Genomic DNA, 21,645 nt, shown 5'->3' with positions numbered 1-21,645 from the left:
GTTCAAATGCCGCGTTTTGCAATCGGAATTGAGTTTAGTGGCGTTCGGTATCGAGGTTGGCAAACACAGCAACCTGGTGTGCCGAGCGTACAAGAAACCATGGAAAAAGTGTTGAGCAAAATTGCTGATGAACCCATCATTTTGCATGGTGCGGGTCGAACAGATGCAGGTGTTCATGCCACAAATATGGTGGCTCACTTTGACACAAATGCAATACGTCCAATTCGTGGCTGGCTTATGGGGGCTAACAGTACACTCCCTAAAGATATTGCCATCCAATGGATTCAAGAAATGGATAGTGATTTTCATGCACGCTTTAAAGCGCAGGCTCGCCGTTATCGTTATGTCGTTTATAACAGCCCCATGCGCCCTGCCTTACTCCATAAACAAGTAACGCATGCTTATTACCCACTTGATGTAGATAAAATGATTGCTGCAGCCTCAAAATTTGAGGGTACTCATAACTTTGAAAGTTTTCGAGCTGCTGCGTGTCAATCCAACCAACCTGTACGCCATGTGAGCCATTGCAAACTCATCAAACACGGTGCTTACCTTGTTCTTGACATCCAAGCAGATGGTTTTTTACATCACATGGTTCGCAATATTATGGGCTGTTTACTGGAAATTGGTCAGGGGATGTACGACATTGACCATATTGATGAAATATTCGCAGCAGAAGACCGTAAAGCAGCAGGGATCACAGCACCACCTGACGGCCTTTACTTTATCCAAGCACACTATCCTGAAGAGTTTAACTTGCCTAAAGTTCCGCTAGGCCCTCATTGGTTAAACATGCCTGAATAGATTTTTTATTTTGAATTGAAAAAAATCCCTTCATAAGAAGGGATTTTTTTAGCGCTGTTTACGCTTACGATATTCAACAGGTGTCTCATTGGTCCATCGTTTAAAGGCACGATAGAACGTACTTGGTTCTGAGAAACCCGTAAGATATACAATTCTCTCTACGCTTTCATTGGTATTTGCCAAAAGTTTTTTAGCTAAACGACAACGATAGTCAGATAAAATTTGCTGGAAGCTTGTATTAGCTTCACTGAGCTGTGTTCTCAAACGACGTGGGGTAATATTCAACTGAGCTGCCACAGTTTCTAGCGTTGTTTCTCCACTCTCAAGTGTTGATCCAATAGCACGGCGCACCTCACCCACTAAATCGTATCGAGCCAACTCCTGTAATTTTTCAATCGCCAACTGCTCATGCAGTTGAAGTAATTCTGGCTCGGCTTGCCAAAGTACATAATCTAAAATTGCAGGATCAAAATAAAGTCGCGTTTCTTTTTGGCCTAAACTTACCGGGCACTCATATACACGGAAATACTCATCGTCTGAAGCACCCTCGCTAAAGTTAAAATCGATATATATAGGTTGAAAACGACCTTCAGTAATAAATTTGAAGAATCTTAAAATGCCTGAAATCGCGCACTCAGAAAAATGACGATTGACTAGGTTTTCAGAGAAAGGTTGTTCACCATTGGTTAGGTAGCAACGATCATCTTCAATGACCAACTTGGCATGAAATGCATCACTGATTAGACGTTGATACGCTAAAGCCCTTTTCAGGCCTTCGCCAAAATTTTCAGATGAAATAAAAAGATGTTCAATCACTTGACCACGATACAGTGGTAAATGCTCACCTAAATGTAGACCAATGTCTGGATCTTTACTGACTTCTTCGGCAGCAACCCAGAAAGCGTACTGCGCGCTTAAAGGCGTACGCGCATTTTGATCTACTTGATTTAAGGCCACACCCGCTTTTGTTAAAATTTCTTCTGTGGGCAATCCAGCACGACGAATTGCTTGATAACCTAATCGTAGAACAACCGAAGCATCAGTTAGCTGACTCACGCAGTGCCCTTCCTTGTATGTTATTAATATTTACTTAAAACTTATGAATTAGATTACAGTCGATTGACCAAACTGACAACATAGTTAAGCATTTTTTTGTTTAAAAATTTTATTTGTTTGTTCGACAAGTTTGACCATAGAAACGCCGACTGAACTTGGTTTAACCTTGTTTTTTTCTAAAATTTTGCCTATAATTTGCGCCTTTCCAATTTGATCATCAGGTAGGCTATGGCCAATAAAGAGGAACTTATCGAGTTCGAAGGCGTTGTCACCGAAACGCTTCCTAATACTATGTTCCGTGTACGTTTAGAAAACGGTCACGAAGTAATTGCACACATTTCTGGTAAAATGCGTAAACACTATATTCGTATTTTGACTGGCGACAGTGTTAAAGTTGAAATGACACCTTATGACTTATCTAAGGGTCGCATTACTTACCGTGCACGCTAAGTGTTAGTAAGCGAAAAGCCACATTGAGTGGCTTTTTTTGTTTTTGTACTTTTATTTTATGAACTACAGGAGATTCACTCTACTAAAGCAATCGTCTGTCTTTGTGAGAAGACCAATACTCATATGTTATAGAATAATTAAACTCACTATTTATTCATTCACTATCCAATCAAATATACCAACAAAGCCCATTTACACATTCAACATAAAAAATCTTCGTATCGCTCCACTATTTCATGCATTAAATCAATTGTGGTTTTCGCTCATTTGCATATTTACACTTTTCCTATTAACGACATGCCAAACAGCAAATTTTCAGAACAAAAAAATATGAACACTTATGTTTCACAATTTGTAGGGCAAGATATCCAACATATGCGTGAAAATATCAATTTGAATTCTTTTAACATTAAACTGAAGCCTAATCCTGTGATTCGAGATGAGCGGGAAATTTTCAGTTTTGAACGTATAGTCAACACCGCGATTCCAATAGGAAATTCGATGAAAGATGAAAATGGTTTTATGATTCCTGTACAGACAACTTCAGTAAGTCAGTACTACGATAACCTAATGACTTGCTCAAGTGTTTTTAGCTTAAAAAAACAATATCGCTTTCAAAAGCTCGGCAATAAAAAAACGCAGCTCATAGGCTGCGTTTTGAATGAATCAACTGAAATTAGTTAAGCGCTGCAACAACTGCTTCACCCATTTCAACTGTCCCGACCTTCTTCATGCCTTCAGACATAATGTCAGCTGTACGTAAACCTTGGTCTAAAACATTCCCTACTGCATCTTCAATCGCTTTTGCTGCAGCTTCTTGACGGAACGTATATCGAAGCATCATTGCAACAGATAAAATTGTTGCCAATGGGTTTGCGATATTTTGACCTGCGATATCTGGTGCTGAACCATGACAAGGCTCATACATCCCTTTACCATTTTCATCTAAAGAAGCTGATGGCAACATACCGATTGAACCAGTCAACATCGCTGCTTCATCAGACAAGATATCACCGAACAAGTTACCTGTTACGATCACATCAAATTGTTTAGGTGCACGAACCAATTGCATTGCTGCATTATCGACATACATATGTGACAAGTTAATGTCAGCATACTGTTCAGCATGTAACTGAGTTACTGTTTGTTTCCAAAGCTCAGTGACTTCAAGAACATTCGCTTTATCCACTGAACACACTTTACCACCGCGTAGTTTCGCCATTTCAAACGCCACTTTAGCAATACGTTTGATTTCTGACTCTGCATATACGTCGGTATTAAAGCCTTGCTTCTCACCATTCTCTAATTCACGAATACCCCGTGGTTGACCAAAGTAAATACCACCAGTTAATTCACGGACAATTAAAATATCTAAGCCTGAAACAATTTCAGGTTTCAAACTTGAAGCATCTGCCAATTGAGGATACAAGATCGCTGGACGCAAGTTAGCGAAAAGGTTAAGTTCACTACGTAATTTTAATAAACCACGCTCAGGACGAATTGAGCGCTCAATTGTATCCCACTTCGGACCACCCACAGCACCTAACAAAATCGCATCTGCTTTTTTTGCTTGTTCAGAGGTAACTTCTGGATAAGGTGAACCATGCGCATCAATTGCAGCGCCACCCAATAAACCTTGTTCCCATGTTAAATCTAGATTGAATTTTTCATTGACACGGGTGAGGACCTGTTCAGCTGCTTTTACAATTTCAGGACCAATGCCGTCACCAGCTAAAATCAAGATTTGTTTAGACATGAGATTTTCCATTTGTAAAGTTAGTATGAACTAACGTGTTTTTAAATTTTTTTGTTCCACAAACTCACCTAGTCCATTGAGAACATTATAGGGTTTGCAGAAACGGCGAATGGTTTGTTGCTCTTGCAACAAGTCAACACATAATGGCTCTGGTGCAGAAGCATCAAGTAAACTTTTTTTCCCACTGCTTCGATCTCTAAACATTACAAATCGGTAATCTTTTTTTGCTTCGAAGCGATGGATGACATTAATAGTTTCTGCTTTTTCCTCTGAAATCGGATAAAAGCGAACCACCACCTCATGCAGTCCAGCAGGAACTGAAAGATATAAGGCTTGCGGATCTTTCAAAGAGTCAGCATTTAATCGCACCATACCTTGCTTGATCGCACGCTGATCTAATCTTCGAGATTGAGCATCAACAATGGGATATTCATCGAATCTTTCAAACTCACAATTCAACGTTCCTGAGCAATAAATCAAAGCATGATTTCTGGTTTCAAGCGTTTCTTTAATCTTTTTCAGTTGTAATCGGTCTACGGTCTGACAAGCGGATAAAACGGCGACAGACAATCCGAAAAACGCGTAGCGTAATAAAACTTTTGCCTTCATTTGTGCCCAACCTCACCAAACGGCGCAAAACTAAAAGAATAATTTTGCACCGATATTAGCAAGACTTGAATCAGAGCACTATAGCTTTAAGTATCAGTTACGCTTTGATTTCTTGGAATACCCATGGGCGAACAGCTTTAGTTCTTTCCTCATAAGCACGAATGTCTTCTGCCGCTTGTAACGTTAAACCAATATCATCTAAACCATTCAACAAACAGTGCTTTCTGAATGGATCAACTTCAAATTTAAATGCTTCACCTGTAGGCGTACGCACTTCTTGTGCTTCAAGATCAATCGTTAACTGATAACCTTCTTGTGCTGCACACTCTTTAAATAATTGATCAACAATCTCTTCAGACAAGATCACTGGTAACATGCCATTTTTAAAGCTGTTGTTGTAGAAAATGTCTGCATAGCTTGGTGCGATTACGGTACGGAAACCATATTCTTCCAAAGCCCATGGCGCGTGTTCTCGGCTTGAACCACAACCAAAGTTGGCACGTGAAATCAAGATTGAAGCACCTTGATAACGTGGTTTATTCAACTCAAAGTCTGGATTCAAAGGGCGTTTTGAGTTGTCTTGCCCCAAATAGCCTTCATCTAAATAACGTAACTCATCAAACAAATTCGCGCCGAAACCTGTACGCTTAATTGATTTCAAGAACTGTTTTGGAATAATTAAATCTGTATCGACATTGGCACGGTCTAAAGGTGCAACGATACCTTGTTCAACGGTATATTTTTTCATGATTACTACCTAATGGAATCAAGACCATGTTTCACAAGAACTATCATATCTAAAATGTATAAAATTAACTTTTAACAGTTCAACTTTATCTTTTAAATATTTGTACTCCACATGGACTCCATTTTCTTTATGATCAAATTTAATGAGTGCAAACAGTTCATCATTTAAATAACAAGACCAACATGCCATAGCTGGAAATGAATAGTGTTTTAAAATTTCATTGAAAAACTGTTCACTCTGTTCATATTTTACAATGTGAGTCTGTAACAAATGAGGAGCATTTACATCATCCCCCATGCAAACTGAGTCTCTAGTCAGTGAGCATTTCACTTCAGTTACATAACTCATTTCTAGGTTTGCTTAGAACGTACGCACATCTACAAAGTGACCTGCAATTGCCGCTGCTGCTGCCATCGCTGGACTCACTAAATGCGTACGACCACCATTACCTTGACGACCTTCGAAGTTACGGTTTGATGTTGATGCACAGTGCTCACCCGGTTGTAATTTGTCTGCGTTCATTGCTAAACACATTGAGCAACCCGGCTCACGCCATTCAAAACCAGCTTCAATTAAGATTTTATCCAAACCTTCAGCTTCTGCTTGTGCTTTGACTAAGCCAGAACCCGGAACAACCATCGCTTGCTTAATCGTGCTTGCAACTTTTTTGCCTTTTGCAACTTCAGCTGCCGCACGGATATCTTCAATACGAGAGTTGGTGCAAGAACCGATAAATACGCGATCCAATTTAATATCAGACAATGCTTGACCCGCGGTTAAGCCCATATATTGATAAGCACGTGTCCAATCGTTACGTTGTACATCATCTTTTGCTTGTTCTAATGTCGGTACTGCTTGAGATACAGGAATCACCATCTCAGGAGATGTACCCCAAGACACTTGTGGCTCAATCTCTTCACCTTGTAATACAACAACTGTATCAAAGTGTGCACCCTCATCAGAATGTAAAGTATTCCAATAAGCTACAGCTTGATCCCACTGCTCTCCTTTAGGTGCGTATGGACGACCTTTTACGTATTCAATGGTTTTTTCATCAACGGCAACCATACCTACACGGGCACCGCCTTCGATTGCCATGTTACACACCGTCATACGACCTTCGATCGACATATCACGGAATACTTGACCACCAAATTCGATGGCATGACCTGTACCACCAGCTGTACCGATTTTACCGATAATCGCTAAAACCACGTCTTTTGGTGTTACGCCTTGACCTAATTTACCGTCAACACGTACCAACATGTTTTTCATTTTCTTTTGAACTAAGCATTGCGTTGCCAATACATGTTCAACTTCTGATGTCCCAATACCGTGTGCCAAGCAACCAAACGCACCATGCGTCGCTGTATGAGAGTCACCACAAACAACCGTCATACCCGGTAAAGTTAAACCTTGCTCAGGTCCAACAACGTGTGCGATCCCTTGACGGACATCGTTGATATCAAACTGTGCAACATTAAATGTTTTACAGTTATCATCTAAAGTTTGCACTTGGATACGTGAAGTATCATCTTCGATCCCCGCAATCCCTTCAGAACGCTCTTTCGTAGACGTTGGTACGTTATGGTCAGGAGTTGCCACGTTTGCACTTAAACGCCAAGGTTTACGTCCTGCAAGTTGTAAGCCTTCAAAAGCTTGTGGAGAAGTCACTTCATGCAACAAGTGACGATCAATATAAAGTAAAGAAGATCCATCATCGCGTTGTTTAACTAAATGATCGTCCCACAATTTATCGTACAACGTTTTTTTTGTTTGAGTTTCTGCTTTTTGGGTTTCGCCTGCCATGTCGATTTGCTCCACTGGACTGGGTAATTCTGTCATTAATTACGATTATAACGGCCTATTCACATAAATCTAATTTATCATTTTTATTAGTTTAAAAACTTTTTAGAATCAATTTAAACACAAAAACCATCTATAAAAACGATTAATTTAAAAATAATATTCGCTTTTACAGATTAAATAAGAATGCTTATCATTTTAACATCTCCAAGATCACCACCAACTGAGGATGTTCACATGGCACATATTCAAAAATTTGTTGAAGATAATCAACGCATGTTCAAAAAAACATTAAGCTACTACATTATGCACATTACGGTAGCCATGATTGTAGGCTACCTTGTCACAGGCAGCATTTGGATGGCAATTACTTTAAGTTTACTTGAGCCTACTGTACAAGCCGTGGCTTATTTCATTCACGAACGCGTGTGGGAGAAAAAAACGATACAACAGGAAGAAAATATCGTCGCATAGTTTCACCTGTGATCCTCCTCATCTAAGCCGCACTATGCGGCTTTTTTTGCAACAGTTTATGAAGAATTACTTCGCAATAGATATAAATTTATTTTATAATTAAATAATATTTTCATAACCGAGTTTAAATTATGAATCTTGCTGCCTTTGAAGCTTTTATAAAAGTCATGGAAACGGGTTCGATTTCTATGGCAGCTGATCAACTATTTATCACTCAGCCCGCTGTCACCAAACGTATTCATAGTTTAGAAGATTATTTTGGTGTCAAATTATTTGAATCTGCTGGCCGAGGTGTACAAGCCACCCATGCGGCTCATTCCCTGCTTCCTAAAGTTAAAAATTGGTTAAATGAACTAGGTGATATTCATCACACCTTAAGCCACGACCAAAATCAGATTAAAGGAAAGCTTAAAGTTGGTACCAGCCATCACATTGGATTACATCATTTACCGCAACATTTAAAAAGCTATGTTCAGCAATATCCTGATGTGACATTAGATGTGCATTTTGTAGATTCAGAACAAGCGCATGAAAAAGTGTTAGCCGGTGACCTTGAACTGGCATTCTTAACCTTACCCCCTGTCCTAGATGAACGTTTAAAATATGTTCCTTTATGGAGTGACCCTTTGGTTTTCGTTGCTGCAGTTTTTCATCCATTGGCAAATATGAAAAATTTAAGCCTTGAAGATCTCATGCAGTACCCAAGTTTATTACCTGCAGCTCAAACATATACAGCGCAGATCACCCTTGCAGAATTTGAAAAAAATGGATTAAAACCTAAAGTGTCCATGAGCAATAATCCGCTTGAATCCATTCGCATGTTGGCTTCTATTGGGTTAGGTTGGTCTGTCCTGCCAAGTACTTTAGTCAATCAAGACTTGGTCAGACTGGATATTAATTTAGAAATGCAGCGTCAATTGGGTATGGTTTGGCATCCGGGACGCACCCAATCTAAGGCTGCCAAGGCACTGGTTGATTTAATGAAATAATTTCGGCACTCGATATTTAAAAAGTCATCTAATAAGATGACTTTTTACTTTATTAAGACAAGTGAGCTACTTAAGCTTTTTTCTTCAATGAATCTTCATGTAAAGACTCATTGAGCTGATCGATAATTAATGCCCATGAACCATCTGAACATAATTTTTCTTTCAAAAATTGACGTTGACCTTCAGACCAAAAACTTGCTTCAGTCAAAAAGGTTTCAGCTTCTAACTGATGTGTTTCAATAAATTCTGCAATAGCTTGCTCGCTAGAATCCAATCCTAATTGCTCAAATAAGTTGGTCATTCTTGGCTCTGCATTTAGCATCGTGTATTCCTTATGATTTTGATTAATTTTAAGTTAGTTGTTTGCGCATAAGGTATCACCAAGCGATGAAAGCGTCTGTAAATTTATGCTGAATTTCATCTCAAGTTATTTCAATGCTGATCAATGAAAAAAAGCCATTGATACAATGGCTTTAGCAATGATTTAATTTTGAGAATAAAACTGTCTTAAATGGACCAGTCTTGGATATCCCAACCCTGCTCTTTAGCCAATGCTTCAAGACGCTCATCTGGATTGACTGCAATCGCATGATCCGCATATTCCAATAAGAATCGATCGTTAATGGAGTCTGAATATGCCCATGATTCAGTAACGTCTCGTCCCTCGAGCCATTGATCTAATCGTGCCAATTTACCTTTTTGATAACACGGAATATTAATGACTTTACCCGTATATTTACCATCAACCACTTCTGCATTGGTTGCAATAATTTCTGTAATACCAAATTCACGAAAAATAGGTGCAGTAATAAAATCTGATGTTGCGGTAATCCCTACTAATTGATGCCCAGCATCTTGATGACGTTGAATCGCTTTATAACCTTCAGGACGCATTTGAGGTCGAATCACTTTTTGCATAAAAAGCTGATGTAAGTCGGTCAAATACTCATTGTCATGTTGCGTTAAAAATTCAAATACAAATTCGTTGTAGGCAATTGGATCAAGTTGTCCTGCTTTGTAGTCTTCATAAAATTTGTCATTCATGGCGCTATGTCGAACTGGATCAACCAAGCCTTCATTGACTAAAAACTCACCCCAAGAATGGTCAGAGTCGGTATTTAACAAGGTGTGATCTAAATCAAACAACGCCAATTTCATGAAATTACTCGTTCAAACTGAAATTTAAGAAAAAAAATGTAAATCTATCTCCGCTAGTCGATAGAAATTCGTTAAGATCATAGCAATTTTAAAACATTATTACTTTGAACTTTTCGAGTTGGGCATAGAGAGTGGATGCCCCCGAACCCAAAGTCAACGAATTTAATAAATTTTAGGTGCCAAATGATCGACTCAGAAGGTTTCCGACCGAATGTCGGGATCATTTTGGCAAATGATATTGGACAAGTTTTATGGGCAAAACGCATTGGTCACAATGCTTGGCAATTTCCTCAAGGAGGCATCCAATTTGGTGAAACTCCAGAACAGGCACTTTTCAGGGAACTCCGTGAAGAAGTCGGGTTATTGCCGGAGCACGTCCAAATAATTGCTCAGACCGAAGGTTGGTTACATTATCGTTTGCCACTTCGCTACATCAGATCAGATTCTGATCCTGTGTGTATCGGACAAAAGCAAAAATGGTTTTTATTGAAATTAGTCGCGTCAACGAATCATATTCAGTTGAACTTAAATGATCCGCCAGAGTTTGATCAATGGCAATGGGTCAGCTATTGGTATCCACTAGGCCAAGTGGTGAACTTCAAAAAAGATGTTTACCGTCGTGCCATGTTGGAATTGTGTATGCATCTGCCATAGCATGATTTATATTAAACATTGAATTTAAATGTTTGATTTTTATTTCGACTATTTGAATAATCACCATAATTACATCCCTTTAAGAGGAGCACCGCTACATGTCGAACATGCAATTAGACTCTTTACGGCGCATTGTCCAAGAAATCAATGCGTCTGTCAGTTTGCATGATTCGTTAGAAATTATGGTCAACCAAATTTCTGAAGCAATGCATGTAGATGTGTGCTCTATTTATTTACTTGATGAACGTAACCAACGTTACGTTCTGATGGCTTCCAAAGGCTTAAATGCTGAATCTATTGGCAATGTCTCACTGCAGCTGGGTGAGGGTTTGGTCGGACTCGTTGGGCAACGCGAGGAAATCGTCAATATCGAGAATGCGTTTAAGCATGAGCGTTTCGCGTATTTCCCAGAAACGGGTGAAGAGATTTATAACTCTTTCCTTGGCGTTCCTGTCATGTATCGTCGAAAAGTCATGGGTGTTCTCGTGGTTCAAAATACTGAACCACAAGACTTTAGCGAAGCTGCTGAATCGTTTTTAGTCACACTTTGTGCGCAACTTTCTGGCGTTATCGCGCATGCGCATGCAGTTGGAAATATTGATGTTTTCCGTAAGCCAAATAATTCTCCAACCTATAAAACATTTCAAGGATCATCAGGTGCAGGTGGTATTGCATTAGGTCGTGCACTTATTCTTTATCCACCCGCAGATTTAGGTTCAGTACCTGACCGCGAAGCTGAAGATATTAGTGAAGAGCTTGAATTACTTGATCATGCGGTTGATTCAGTTCGCCAAGAAATTCAATCACTTGATGAAAAAATGCAAGATTCTTTGATGTCTGAGGAACGTGCATTATTTAGCGTATTCTTGAGAATGTTGGATGAGAATGCCCTGCCTGCTGAAATCAAAGAGTTAATCCGTGATGGTCACTGGGCTCAAGGTGCAGTTAAACACGTTATAGATCGTCATGTGGCAATCTTTGCACAAATGGAAGACGATTATTTACGAGAACGTGTTGCAGACCTAAAAGACCTTGGGCGACGTATTTTAGCAGCACTTCAAGAAGATGATTTAAGTCACCGAGAACTGAGTAATGACAGTATCATCGTGGGTGAGGAAATCAGTACGGCAGCATTGGTTGAACTACCTGTCGATAAGATTGCAGCGATTGTGACGTCTGAAGGGGCTGCCAATTCACATATGGTGATTGTGGCACGTGCTTTGGGTATCCCGACAGTCGTTGGGGTCACCGAGCTTCCAGTAACCACACTTGATGATGTGGAAATGATTGTTGATGCCTATCAAGGACGTGTATTTATCAATCCACCACGCCGTTTACGTCAACGTTATCGTGACATCCAAAAAGAAGAAGAACAAATTGCCAAAGATCTTAAACAGTATGAAACCAAAGATGCCATCACTCCTGATGGTGTTGCAGTACGCTTATTTGTGAATACAGGTTTAATGATTGATGTCGTGCGTGGTGTACAACGTGGTGCCAAAGGTGTCGGACTCTATCGTTCAGAAATTCCATTTATGTTGCGTGATCGTTTCCCGGGTGAAGAAGAGCAACGGGCGATTTACCGTCAACAACTTAGTCACTTTGCCAATAAACCAGTCGTGATGCGTACTTTGGATATTGGTGCAGATAAAGATTTACCTTATTTCGAAATAGAAGAAGAAAACTCAGCATTAGGATGGAGAGGGATTCGTTTTACCTTGGATCATCCTGAGATTTTCTCTTCACAAATTCGTGCGATGTTAAAAGCCAGTGTCGGCTTGAATAATTTGCATATTTTGCTGCCAATGATCACCAGCGTCAGTGAAGTAGAAGAAGCGCTTTATATCATTGAGCGTGACTTAGCTGCGGTTCAGGAAGAAGAACAAGTTAAAATTAATCGTCCTAAAATTGGCATCATGGTGGAAGTACCTAGTGTTTTACTTCAAATTGGTGAGTTTGCAGAATTAGTTGATTTCTTCTCAGTGGGTTCGAATGATTTAATCCAATATTTGTTGGCAGTCGACCGTAATAACCCACGTGTATCGAGTGTTTATTCTCACTTCCATCCCTCAGTGCTTCGAGCATTGCAACGCTTAGTTCAAGAGTGTCATAAATATGACAAACCTGTCAGTATTTGTGGTGAAATGGCTGGCGATCCACTCTCAGCAATTTTACTGATGGCAATGGGCTTTAATACACTTTCAATGAGTTCGAGCAATATTCTCAGAGTCCGTAAAGCAATTTGTCATGTTCCAATGGTAGATGCGCAAACGCTTTTAGATGAAGTGGTGAAAATGAGTAATCCACTCATTGTGAAAAGTTGGATGGAATATTATTTCCGTCATCATGGTTTAGCGGATATGGTGAAATCGAATCGTATTGTAAATGCCTAATATGAATCTCGGTTTAAGCAGAGAAAGAGCTGAGTAACAACATGATCAATTGGCTTTTTTTATCTTCATGTTGATCGTAGCGATCTCGGTAATTCTATTTCATTTATATGTTAGTAAATTAAAAAGTAGTTCAACACCCAATAAACCTATTTCAAATCATACGCTAGGTCATGGCTCAACGATGAATTCTGAACACCAAATGGGCGAATCATCATATGTAGATATAGATTATGGTGGAAGTAGTGGTGGAGCAGACTAACCTTCACGTGTTTAGGCATATAAAAAAAGGGAGATAATCATTCGAACATCTCCCTTTTTTGTGCTTGCTGTAGCCACGTTTTGCATCTTTCTTACGATCTATAAACACTTGGCTTTTGTTGACCTCATGCATATGTTTCGCCACAAAGTTGTGAATCACAACCTCTGGCAATGCTTTTTTCTTTGCCATTTTATATTACCTTCAGTTTAATCACCCTAGATGATGGGAAAGCGATATTACGCTTTTTTGTACATTATACAAGCAAATTCATAATGGTTTTTTCAATGACATTCATCGAATGCATACAATGTTTAAGATTAGCTCTGCCATTTTTCTATGTTAAATTAATCAAAAACTCGAGCACCCGAAGGTACTCTTACTCAGCATAGAAAGGACTAAATCTTCATTATTTCGGTAGAAGACTAAATGTACCTCGATGATGATTAAATTTTCCATCTGGCATTGCGATATTTTGGTAAATGATCTTTTGCTTTTGATCGATGACTAATACAACATTTTCTTTAGTCGCATCATCTGTCCAATACACCATAAACTGCTCAGGTCCAACCTGTGTGGCTAAATATTCAATATTGGCAGATGTATTTTGTCCTGATGTGATATTTAAAAGACTTTGGTCTTTGAATTCAAGACGCTGCGTTTGACCATTGATGTTTAACGCCAAAGTCTGTCCAATAGCGAAGAATGGTTTGTTCAATACTTGTTGTAAACCGATGTCCTTGATTACACCTTTGACGCCCTGTATTTTGCCTTTAAGATGAATTGTTCCATCATTCCCAGCAATGTTGGTGTAAACGATATCTCGATTATAATCTTGAATATGAACGACATTATCTCCTGATTTATCCTCATGCCAATAAACCATAAAAATATTTTTAGCAATCTCAACAGGTGTGTATTTTACCGCTTCAGAAAGATCTGGCCCAACTGCGCCACCGGCACCTGTAAAAGTTAGGTTTTGATGGTCTTTGACATCAAGATCAAATTTCAAACTCGTAAAATTGACTTGAATTTTTTGTCCTATTGGCGGATAAGGAGATGCAACTTTCCAATCGGTTTCTTTGGCAAATACTTGTGCAGACATTTTTAGCACTTCTTCACTCGACTCAAGATCTGGATACTTTGCTTTCATATATCCAAAAATCCCTTCCGAGCTTTGATTTTCAGTAACTGCTGTTTTAAAGTTCGTTAAATACCCTTTAATCCAATCCAATGGCTTAGGTGAAAAGTCACTTTTTACATAATGACCTGGGATCACTTTTTCAGGATTTAAACTCAGTATTTTATCAATTTGCTTCTTCCAAAGATCGATCCCTTGCACACCATTGGTATCGGCCATCCACAAATGCTCACCATAAGCGACCGAAATACCACCCAATGCCGTTTTTAAACTTGGAATCCATAAGAAACTATGTGCGGAATCTTCTGGATCAAGTTGGACTTGAATCTTTTGCCCATCTAATTCCATATATCCTGAATTTAAGGCTTCAGGAATAATAATCTTTTCAGGGGCATCGCCTTTTGCTAATTGTGGCTGCCAAATTGATAACTTATCTTCTTTAGAGGCTTGTATCAAATAAGCTGTCTGCGCGGTTGAAACAACCTTAGCATTTGGAAATGCTTTTAAAATTTCATTGGTTCCAAAATAATAGTCAGGGTCACTATGGGAAATATAAATATATTTTAAATTTTTACCTGATTTCTTAATCAGATTGACTACGTCTTTAGCGTATTGATTCTGAAATTGAGCATCGACCAAAATAGCATCTTTTTTTCCTGAAATTAAAGTTGATGCAACGGCAAAAACAGCATCCTCGCCAGGAGTATAAGTCTGCAAAGTGAGTGGAGATGGATTTGATGAATCTTTTGGACTTTTATCATCAGAATCATTACAGCCACTTAAAGCAATGGTGGTCACAAATAAACTAGTGGTTAGGAGATTTTTCATATCAGCCTCATAAGATAAATTTATCTATGGTTCTTATTGATCTTTATTTTTTAAATAAGCTTTAAAGCAAAAGTGCCATATTTCCCCTCGTCATACTGCGGATGTGGCAGTGCAACAAGACGAATTAAAAGCTTATTGAGGTAGAAGAAGGATGAGAAGTACTTACGGTTTAGTAAGTAAAAAAATCGAATTTACAGTTAAAATATTAGACTGATTTGCAACAATAAATTCCACGATAAAAAATGTTAACTTTAGTATCTTGAACTTTGAATACCTGTTAATACAGACAATACTCACTGAACAGCCATCTCTAATTTTTTCTTATTCATGGGCTAAGGCTTCAATTGGTTTTAAGTTTGCAGCACGTTTAGCGGGCATATAACCAAAGATCAAACCAACCAGCGTTGAAAATAGCAGTGCGATAATAGCAACTGACCATGAAAATACCATCTTATAATCTGAGCTAATCGCATTAAAAATAAAACTGGCGATCAAGGCGATCGCAACACCAATTACGCCACCAATTAAACATAAAACTGCAGATTCAATCAAAAACTGAGCCTGCACATCGCTTTGGCGAGCACCAACTGCTATTCGTAAGCCAATCTCCTTAATTCGCTCGGTCACAGAAACGAGCATGATATTCATCACACCAACGCCACCTACGACCAATGAAATGAAGGCTACTGCAGAAATAAAGAAGGTCATCGTTCCTAAATATTTTTCAAAGGACTTCATAGACTCATCGCTGTTATATATATCAAAATCCTCCACACCATGACGAGCAATCAATAGCTGCCTTACTTTCTTTTCAGCTTTTACTGAGTCAGTATTTTGATGAAGTACTGCAGTCAGCAGATTGACATTATCACTACTTGAAATTTGTGACATCAATACATTATAAGGCATCCAAATTTGTGAAGAACCTGAGCTATATTGAGGTTCAGCGATTCCAACAACTTCATAAGAACGCTTATTAAATAAGACTGTTTTACCTAAAGCTAATTTTTGCTGTCCAAATAATTTTTCAGCAGCTTGCTTATCAATCACTACGATTTGGGAACGCTGTTCAACATCGCTCTGTGTAAAAAAGCGACCATATTGAACTTTCATGTTTCTAATTTTTAAATAAAAACCATCTGCACCTGTTGCACTCACATCAATATTACGATTTTGATAAATCATGTTCCCACTTAAACTGACATGTGGAGAAACATGGATAATTTCTTTCATCTCATTGAGTGCATTTAAATCATCCATATTTAAACGGCTGGCAGATGCAGCTAAAGCTGTTCCACCTGGATAAATCTCAAGTGTTGCTGTTTTCAATCCCCCCCAATCATTCAAAAATTTTTCTTTTGCTCCATTACCAATCGCAATGACAATGGTGACTGAGCAAATGCCAATAATAATCCCTAGCATGGTCAAAAATGACCTTAAACGATTGGCGAAAATTGAGTGCAAAGACATTTTCATCGCTTCATACACTTGGGAAACAAAGCTGAATTTCATGTCCGCATGAAAAACTTTTGATGGAGAAACTTGCCCTAAAGATTTACGCTGCGTATCCGAAAGAATGCGTCCATCTTTAATTTCAATGACACGATCTGCACGTTCTGCAATACTTTTATCATGAGTAACTAAAATAATCGTATGCCCTTGACGGTGTAGATCTTCCAAAATTTGCAAGACCATTTCACCACTTTCAGAATCCAAAGCGCCTGTGGGTTCATCGGCTAAAATAACCTCACCACCATTCATAAGCGCGCGGGCAATACTGACTCGTTGCTGCTGTCCACCCGACATTTCATTGGGTTTATTGTCACTCTTATCAGCTAAACCGAGCTGAGCTAAAAGTTGCAGTGCTCGATCCGCACGGTTTTCTGCATTCAAATTTGAATAAATCGCGGGCAAGGCGACATTCTCTAAAGCAGATAAAGCATTCAATAAATTATAGCGTTGGAACACAAACCCAAAACTTTTTAAACGTAACGATGAAAGCTCATCATTATTCAATAAGGAAATATCTTGTCCACGAAACAGAAACTGTCCTGAAGAGGCTTGATCCAAACATCCAAGTAAATTCATTAAAGTAGACTTACCTGAACCTGATTGCCCAATAATCGAAATAAACTCACCCTGTTCAATACTGAGACTGACATCTTTTAGGATGTGTTGTTGATTATTTTCTGGACCTACAAATTTATTTATTTTTTTTAGTTCAATCAAACTCATTAAGTATCGCCTGATGTATTCGCACTATCGTCAGGTGCCTCTGCCAAAATTTTTTCACCCAACTTTAAACCAGACTTGATTTCAATATCATTTGAGTCAGAAATTCCAGTCACGACTTTTCTTGGTTGAGGTTTTGTATCAGGTTGATAGAGGTAAACAATGGCATCTGATCCATATCCAATCACCGTTGTTTTCGGAATTTTCAGCACATTCTTTTTTTGATTTACAATAATGTCATTTTGGGTTGTCATACCGATACTGAGTTTACGCTCAGGGTTGTCCACCAACATTCTTGCATAGTAGAACACTGCTGCATTCGCATTTTCATTTTTATCGTCGTAAGTTCCTTTGGTCAGGGTCGTTAAAGCAGGATCAATACTTTGAATCACACCATCTAATTTCACATTGGGGTCTGCCAAGGTGCTAAATTTAACTGGCATGTTTTCTTTTAATTTAGTGTAGTCACCTTCTGCGACCTGCATTCGGATTTCCATCTTATTCAAGTTGGCGATCGTCGCGATCAAAGGTGTCGTTTGTGCAAAGTTAATGGTTTGACCAGCTTCAACAGGCATGGAAACCACGGTACCCGTCAATGGAGAGCGAATCTGTGTGTAGCCCAATTCAGTTTGTGCTGTATTCACATTAATCTGTAATTGTTTGAGCCGATATTCATTTGACTCAACATCTGCAATCGCTTGTTTAAGCTGATTATTCGCCTGTTCGAGCTCTTCACGAGAGCCTGCTTCAGCTTTGTATAAGGTTAATTTACGCTGATAGTTTTGTTTTAAAGTTTGTAAAGTGACACGTTTCGCTGCCAAGTCTGCCTTCGCAGCTTCAAGTTCGGCTTTACTGGTATTGAGCTTGTCCAACTGTGTTGTCGAGTCAATTTCAGCGATTAATTCGCCTTTTTTTACATCCTGTCCTAACTTGATATACAGCTTTTGAATTTGACCTGAGACTTGTGCACCCACGGAGACAATATCAGATGCATAAATTTCACCTGTGGCTTTAACAATCTGCGTTAGATCACCTTGAGTGACTTCAACTGTCTGCGGTTCTGGCTGCTTTTTTTGTGACTGAATATAGAAATAAACAAAAAGAGCTAAAGCAACCAATACCACTAAGACCAAAAAATACTTTAATTTTTTTGATTTTTTTTGCATGTGCATAATGACGAATAATCTTTATTGAGGAGATAACTTTTGATCAACATGTTTTATTCACTTTAATATGATCAAAATTTAAAAATTTTTAATGACACGATTCTAGTGAATTCTATTTTTTCACACTGTCGTACTTATTTATTTTTATGTATCGATAACAGCCAACCGCATCTATGTGTTGGCTGTCTATCAGAAAAGGGTTTTGGACAATAATTAAGCGGCAAATGCTCGATTTAAAATTGAGGTCACATCTACTTGTTTAGGATCAAGCATTCCCACCACTTGACCATGAAATTTTTGATACCGCGTCGCAATAAAAGCATTGGCAATAAAATCTGGTGCATAACGTTTCAGCAATACTGCTTGAGAGAGCACAACCAAACGACTGACTAAGCTTCTCCCCATAAATTGTAAATCATCAGGTTCCTGATGAAATAATCTAAACAGTCCCTGCAACTCTTCATTAAGTATTTTGTCGTGACTTGCAGTAGATGCTAAATCTTTAAATAAATGCTCGATTGATTCAGGATCACGTGAAATAGCACGAAGCACATCGAGACACATGACATTACCTGACCCTTCCCAAATAGTGTTCACAGGTGCTTCTTTAAAGAGACGAGCCATGATGCCATGTTCAACGTAGCCATTGCCACCGAAAACTTCCATCATTTCACCAGTCATCTCTACTGCTCTTTTACAGATCCAAAATTTTGCTGCTGGTGTCATGATACGTTTCCATGCCAAACAAAGTTCGCTGTCATGTTCATAACAATGAGCCAAATGGAAACTCAACTGCACTGCCGCTTCAGTTTCTAAAGCAAGATCTGTGAGCACAGACCGCATTAATGGCTGCTCAATGAGTCTCTTACCAAATGCTTGACGTTGACGAGTATAGGCAATGCTTTGTACTAGGGCCTGACGCATAATGCCACTTGAACCTACCGCACACGTTAATCGGGTATAATTCGCCATTTCAATAATCGTTGGAATGCCGCGTCCAGCCTCCCCCATCATAATGCCCCAAGCTTCTTTAAATTCGACCTCAGAGCTGGAGTTGCTGCGATTTCCAACCTTCTCTTTGAGTCGTTGAATATGAATCGCATTTTTTGTGCCATCTTCTAACCAACGCGGAACAAAGAAACACGCCAATCCATCATGCTCAGTTTTAGCAACAACCAAATGTGCATCGCACATAGGTGCTGAAAAAAACCATTTATGCCCAGTTAGTAAATAAGCTTGTCCTCTTCCAGACTGCCCAACTGGAACAGCTGTCGTTTCATTAGCACGCACATCAGAACCACCCTGCTTTTCAGTCATGCCCATTCCAATCCAAATCGATTTTTTCTGAGCAATTGGTAAATCACGTTCATCATATTCAGTGGATAAAAGTTTATCTCCTAGCTTTTTCCACAGCTCAGGTTCTTTTTGAATCAATGGAATGCTGCCCAAGGTCATTGAATTTGGACATAAGTTTCCACACTCCACTTGACCACTGAGGAAGAATTTTGCTGCCCAATCCACCCAACCAGATTCTTGAGTGAAATTTAGAAAAGGATGTGCATGAACCGCATATTTACGATTTAACGCCATCCATTTGTGCCATGAAGGATGAAATTCAACAAAATCTGCCCGCCTACCTCGAGCATCAAAACTATGTAAAATAGGAGGATGTTTATTGGAAAGATCAGCATGGTGATAAAAGCTTTCACAACCTACGACTGCGCCAAACTCACTTAAATGGACTGAGTTTCTACTGCCATAACGCTGTAATATTTCTTGTAAGATTGGATCTGTTGTATATAGATTGTAATCTTGAAGCTCATCAAATTGATTATGTATTTGATGTGTCATCCATGCCGACATAAACGCACCCTCTTTGGAATTTTTATCTATAACTTCATTATTTATATTATCGAGTATAGCTTTTGAAAGTAGATTATCTAGTGCAAATGATGACCTAAATTGTCATTAAATTTTTATTAACGTCTTAATATGATCTCAGTATTGTGTTCTGCTATTGTTGCATCATCTTTCTATATTTTGCTGGTGGCATACCCTTACAGCGCTTGAATGCTCTAGAAAAAACAGATACTTCTGCATAACCCAACCGTTCAGAAATTTGATCTATTGTGAGATCAGTACCCAGCAATAAATCATCTGCCAAATCCTCACGTAAATTTTTAACTAATTGGTGAAACGTAATCCCTTCATTGGCTAAATTGCGCTGAATGGTACGAACATTGACAGCTAAAGCTTTGGATATATCTTCAATCGTCGGCATTTGTGATGCATTCTTTAATAAAAACTCGCGTATTTTTTTACTATAGTCCCCTAAGCTTTTTCGGCGTCGAAATACATGCTCACACTCTTTTTGGTAACGCATAAAAGTGAAGTCATCAGCTTGACGCAATGGGGTAAGCAACAATTCAGATTGAATCGTGATTCGACTTTGTGGTTTCTCATAAAAAATAGGATAACCAGTTAATTCTTCTATCTGATTTGCATAGCAAGGCTTGGTCATCGCTAAATCTATCTGAAAGGGTAATTGAGCACCAAGAATGTCATTTTGAAGTGTGATGATCGTGGCAATATCTCTTTCTAAAATAAATAATTGCATATCAACACTTAGATCATGATGGAATAAATTCAAATGAGTAAATTCACCATCTTCTTGCAAGGCCACATCAGAAAAAATTGCGCCTAATTTCAGATAACGTATCGCAATCAACAACGCTTCTCTGACATTGGCACTACTTAAAATTGCAAATCCCCAAGCCCCTAATGTGGTGGTGTGATGTCGAAGCCCAGCTTCCAGCGCAATGGGATGTTCATCAGAGATTAGATTCAGAATATTTCTGATGATCTGTAATTCATTTCGCTCTTGGATTTCAAAATTTTCTTGATAAAGATCCTGTTTCGTCAGTTGTGTATTTTCTAGGCATTGCTCAAAAGTAATACCGTAGCTTTCTGCAACATGACATAGTACCCGAGCTGTATTCGCTTCCCTTAAAAACTTCCATGAATTAAGCATCATTATTCGCGTTTTTATTTGTCATCTAATGTCAAATTTAACTGTTTAATTATCATTCTACAAGTGAATTCAATCTCTTATATTCATAAATAAA

The 21,645-nt window shown here is 38.8% G+C and carries 22 protein-coding genes; 8 read left to right on the top strand and 14 right to left on the bottom strand.

Annotated features, from left to right (window positions below):
• Positions 1-6: 6 nt before the first annotated feature.
• The gene (gene truA / locus AC1M9M_RS09525; protein WP_035264128.1) at positions 7-804 is read left to right on the top strand and encodes a tRNA pseudouridine(38-40) synthase TruA; all 798 of its coding nucleotides are present in this window, start codon (positions 7-9) and stop codon (positions 802-804) included.
• Between the two features lie 48 nt (positions 805-852).
• Here the strand turns inward: truA and AC1M9M_RS09520 are convergent, their stop codons facing one another.
• A complete protein-coding gene (locus AC1M9M_RS09520; protein WP_035264130.1) occupies positions 853-1,860 on the bottom strand; it encodes an AraC family transcriptional regulator in 1,008 nt (335 codons plus the stop codon).
• A gap of 228 nt (positions 1,861-2,088) precedes the next feature.
• Here AC1M9M_RS09520 and infA point away from each other — a divergent pair, with 228 nt between their 5' ends.
• Both infA and AC1M9M_RS09510 read left to right on the top strand, forming a co-directional pair.
• Entirely contained in the window at positions 2,089-2,310 is a 222-nt protein-coding gene (gene infA / locus AC1M9M_RS09515) for a translation initiation factor IF-1 (protein ID WP_004692529.1), read from the top strand.
• Between the two features lie 330 nt (positions 2,311-2,640).
• A complete protein-coding gene (locus AC1M9M_RS09510; protein WP_481596214.1) occupies positions 2,641-2,994 on the top strand; it encodes a hypothetical protein in 354 nt (117 codons plus the stop codon).
• On the opposite strand, the gene leuB is transcribed toward AC1M9M_RS09510, so the two are convergent.
• From leuB to leuC, 5 genes are all read right to left on the bottom strand, one after another.
• Entirely contained in the window at positions 2,987-4,066 is a 1,080-nt protein-coding gene (leuB, locus tag AC1M9M_RS09505) for a 3-isopropylmalate dehydrogenase (RefSeq protein WP_481596213.1), read from the bottom strand. The two genes, AC1M9M_RS09510 and leuB, sit on opposite strands and share 8 nt — an antisense overlap.
• Positions 4,067-4,096: 30 nt before the next feature.
• Positions 4,097-4,675: a hypothetical protein gene (locus tag AC1M9M_RS09500; protein WP_481596212.1), complete on the bottom strand. Its 579-nt coding sequence runs from the start codon at positions 4,673-4,675 to the stop codon at positions 4,097-4,099.
• A 97-nt stretch (positions 4,676-4,772) separates the two neighbouring features.
• The gene (gene leuD / locus AC1M9M_RS09495) at positions 4,773-5,423 is read right to left on the bottom strand and encodes a 3-isopropylmalate dehydratase small subunit (RefSeq protein ID WP_481588649.1); all 651 of its coding nucleotides are present in this window, start codon (positions 5,421-5,423) and stop codon (positions 4,773-4,775) included.
• A gap of 18 nt (positions 5,424-5,441) precedes the next feature.
• On the bottom strand, positions 5,442-5,771 hold the full coding sequence (locus AC1M9M_RS09490) for a hypothetical protein (protein ID WP_155756938.1): 330 nt from the start codon (positions 5,769-5,771) through the stop codon (positions 5,442-5,444).
• 12 nt (positions 5,772-5,783) lie between these two features.
• The gene (gene leuC / locus AC1M9M_RS09485; RefSeq protein ID WP_035264359.1) at positions 5,784-7,232 is read right to left on the bottom strand and encodes a 3-isopropylmalate dehydratase large subunit; all 1,449 of its coding nucleotides are present in this window, start codon (positions 7,230-7,232) and stop codon (positions 5,784-5,786) included.
• A 234-nt stretch (positions 7,233-7,466) separates the two neighbouring features.
• Here leuC and AC1M9M_RS09480 point away from each other — a divergent pair, with 234 nt between their 5' ends.
• Together AC1M9M_RS09480 and AC1M9M_RS09475 are read left to right on the top strand one after the other, a co-directional pair.
• Positions 7,467-7,703 carry a DUF2061 domain-containing protein gene (locus tag AC1M9M_RS09480; RefSeq protein WP_035264169.1) on the top strand — a complete coding sequence of 79 codons (237 nt, stop codon included), beginning with the start codon at positions 7,467-7,469 and terminating at the stop codon, positions 7,701-7,703.
• 131 nt (positions 7,704-7,834) lie between these two features.
• The gene (locus AC1M9M_RS09475) at positions 7,835-8,692 is read left to right on the top strand and encodes a LysR family transcriptional regulator (RefSeq protein ID WP_035264171.1); all 858 of its coding nucleotides are present in this window, start codon (positions 7,835-7,837) and stop codon (positions 8,690-8,692) included.
• 70 nt (positions 8,693-8,762) lie between these two features.
• Here the strand turns inward: AC1M9M_RS09475 and AC1M9M_RS09470 are convergent, their stop codons facing one another.
• Both AC1M9M_RS09470 and AC1M9M_RS09465 read right to left on the bottom strand, forming a co-directional pair.
• Entirely contained in the window at positions 8,763-9,014 is a 252-nt protein-coding gene (locus tag AC1M9M_RS09470; protein WP_035264173.1) for a DUF2789 family protein, read from the bottom strand.
• 185 nt (positions 9,015-9,199) lie between these two features.
• Positions 9,200-9,850: an HAD family hydrolase gene (locus AC1M9M_RS09465; protein WP_481596211.1), complete on the bottom strand. Its 651-nt coding sequence runs from the start codon at positions 9,848-9,850 to the stop codon at positions 9,200-9,202.
• Between the two features lie 183 nt (positions 9,851-10,033).
• Here AC1M9M_RS09465 and AC1M9M_RS09460 point away from each other — a divergent pair, with 183 nt between their 5' ends.
• From AC1M9M_RS09460 to AC1M9M_RS09450, 3 genes are all read left to right on the top strand, one after another.
• A complete protein-coding gene (locus AC1M9M_RS09460) occupies positions 10,034-10,504 on the top strand; it encodes an RNA pyrophosphohydrolase (RefSeq protein ID WP_035264177.1) in 471 nt (156 codons plus the stop codon).
• Between the two features lie 98 nt (positions 10,505-10,602).
• Positions 10,603-12,897 (top strand): phosphoenolpyruvate--protein phosphotransferase, encoded by a 2,295-nt coding sequence (gene ptsP / locus AC1M9M_RS09455; protein ID WP_481587333.1) that lies wholly within the window; start codon positions 10,603-10,605, stop codon positions 12,895-12,897.
• 67 nt (positions 12,898-12,964) lie between these two features.
• Positions 12,965-13,156, top strand: coding sequence for a hypothetical protein (locus AC1M9M_RS09450; protein ID WP_481596210.1), 192 nt, complete (start codon positions 12,965-12,967; stop codon positions 13,154-13,156).
• Between the two features lie 3 nt (positions 13,157-13,159).
• Here AC1M9M_RS09450 and AC1M9M_RS09445 read toward each other — a convergent pair whose 3' ends face one another.
• The 6 genes from AC1M9M_RS09445 to AC1M9M_RS09420 all read right to left on the bottom strand — a co-directional run bounded on the left by AC1M9M_RS09445 (position 13,160) and on the right by AC1M9M_RS09420 (position 21,551).
• On the bottom strand, positions 13,160-13,345 hold the full coding sequence (locus tag AC1M9M_RS09445) for a DUF7230 family protein (protein ID WP_481596209.1): 186 nt from the start codon (positions 13,343-13,345) through the stop codon (positions 13,160-13,162).
• 217 nt (positions 13,346-13,562) lie between these two features.
• Positions 13,563-15,122: a MoaF-related domain-containing protein gene (locus AC1M9M_RS09440; protein WP_481596208.1), complete on the bottom strand. Its 1,560-nt coding sequence runs from the start codon at positions 15,120-15,122 to the stop codon at positions 13,563-13,565.
• A gap of 321 nt (positions 15,123-15,443) precedes the next feature.
• Positions 15,444-17,357, bottom strand: a complete 1,914-nt coding sequence (locus tag AC1M9M_RS09435; protein WP_481596207.1) for an ABC transporter permease — start codon at positions 17,355-17,357, stop codon at positions 15,444-15,446.
• Positions 17,357-18,526, bottom strand: a complete 1,170-nt coding sequence (locus tag AC1M9M_RS09430; RefSeq protein ID WP_481596206.1) for an efflux RND transporter periplasmic adaptor subunit — start codon at positions 18,524-18,526, stop codon at positions 17,357-17,359. The genes AC1M9M_RS09435 and AC1M9M_RS09430 overlap by 1 nt, the downstream gene beginning before the upstream one ends.
• A 207-nt stretch (positions 18,527-18,733) precedes the next feature.
• On the bottom strand, positions 18,734-20,383 hold the full coding sequence (locus AC1M9M_RS09425) for an acyl-CoA dehydrogenase family protein (RefSeq protein ID WP_481596205.1): 1,650 nt from the start codon (positions 20,381-20,383) through the stop codon (positions 18,734-18,736).
• 151 nt (positions 20,384-20,534) lie between these two features.
• Entirely contained in the window at positions 20,535-21,551 is a 1,017-nt protein-coding gene (locus AC1M9M_RS09420) for an AraC family transcriptional regulator (protein WP_481596204.1), read from the bottom strand.
• Between the last annotated feature and the right edge of the window lie 94 nt (positions 21,552-21,645).

It is taken from the genome of Acinetobacter sp. ANC_7503 (genome assembly GCF_056780035.1).
This window is presented reverse-complemented; position numbering and strand designations above follow the sequence as displayed.

What these genes read in the sequence shown, in the direction of transcription:
- truA (WP_035264128.1), top strand. Translation starts at nt 7, where the DNA reads ATGCCGCGTTTTGCAATCGGAATTGAGTTTAGTGGCGTTCGGTATCGA.
- infA (WP_004692529.1), top strand. Translation starts at nt 2,089, where the DNA reads ATGGCCAATAAAGAGGAACTTATCGAGTTCGAAGGCGTTGTCACCGAA.
- AC1M9M_RS09510 (WP_481596214.1), top strand. Translation starts at nt 2,641, where the DNA reads ATGAACACTTATGTTTCACAATTTGTAGGGCAAGATATCCAACATATG.
- leuB (WP_481596213.1), bottom strand. Translation starts at nt 4,066, where the DNA reads ATGTCTAAACAAATCTTGATTTTAGCTGGTGACGGCATTGGTCCTGAA.
- AC1M9M_RS09500 (WP_481596212.1), bottom strand. Translation starts at nt 4,675, where the DNA reads ATGAAGGCAAAAGTTTTATTACGCTACGCGTTTTTCGGATTGTCTGTC.
- leuD (WP_481588649.1), bottom strand. Translation starts at nt 5,423, where the DNA reads ATGAAAAAATATACCGTTGAACAAGGTATCGTTGCACCTTTAGACCGT.
- AC1M9M_RS09490 (WP_155756938.1), bottom strand. Translation starts at nt 5,771, where the DNA reads ATGAGTTATGTAACTGAAGTGAAATGCTCACTGACTAGAGACTCAGTT.
- leuC (WP_035264359.1), bottom strand. Translation starts at nt 7,232, where the DNA reads ATGGCAGGCGAAACCCAAAAAGCAGAAACTCAAACAAAAAAAACGTTG.
- AC1M9M_RS09480 (WP_035264169.1), top strand. Translation starts at nt 7,467, where the DNA reads ATGGCACATATTCAAAAATTTGTTGAAGATAATCAACGCATGTTCAAA.
- AC1M9M_RS09475 (WP_035264171.1), top strand. Translation starts at nt 7,835, where the DNA reads ATGAATCTTGCTGCCTTTGAAGCTTTTATAAAAGTCATGGAAACGGGT.
- AC1M9M_RS09470 (WP_035264173.1), bottom strand. Translation starts at nt 9,014, where the DNA reads ATGCTAAATGCAGAGCCAAGAATGACCAACTTATTTGAGCAATTAGGA.
- AC1M9M_RS09465 (WP_481596211.1), bottom strand. Translation starts at nt 9,850, where the DNA reads ATGAAATTGGCGTTGTTTGATTTAGATCACACCTTGTTAAATACCGAC.
- AC1M9M_RS09460 (WP_035264177.1), top strand. Translation starts at nt 10,034, where the DNA reads ATGATCGACTCAGAAGGTTTCCGACCGAATGTCGGGATCATTTTGGCA.
- ptsP (WP_481587333.1), top strand. Translation starts at nt 10,603, where the DNA reads ATGTCGAACATGCAATTAGACTCTTTACGGCGCATTGTCCAAGAAATC.
- AC1M9M_RS09450 (WP_481596210.1), top strand. Translation starts at nt 12,965, where the DNA reads ATGTTGATCGTAGCGATCTCGGTAATTCTATTTCATTTATATGTTAGT.
- AC1M9M_RS09445 (WP_481596209.1), bottom strand. Translation starts at nt 13,345, where the DNA reads ATGGCAAAGAAAAAAGCATTGCCAGAGGTTGTGATTCACAACTTTGTG.
- AC1M9M_RS09440 (WP_481596208.1), bottom strand. Translation starts at nt 15,122, where the DNA reads ATGAAAAATCTCCTAACCACTAGTTTATTTGTGACCACCATTGCTTTA.
- AC1M9M_RS09435 (WP_481596207.1), bottom strand. Translation starts at nt 17,357, where the DNA reads ATGAGTTTGATTGAACTAAAAAAAATAAATAAATTTGTAGGTCCAGAA.
- AC1M9M_RS09430 (WP_481596206.1), bottom strand. Translation starts at nt 18,526, where the DNA reads ATGCACATGCAAAAAAAATCAAAAAAATTAAAGTATTTTTTGGTCTTA.
- AC1M9M_RS09425 (WP_481596205.1), bottom strand. Translation starts at nt 20,383, where the DNA reads ATGTCGGCATGGATGACACATCAAATACATAATCAATTTGATGAGCTT.
- AC1M9M_RS09420 (WP_481596204.1), bottom strand. Translation starts at nt 21,551, where the DNA reads ATGCTTAATTCATGGAAGTTTTTAAGGGAAGCGAATACAGCTCGGGTA.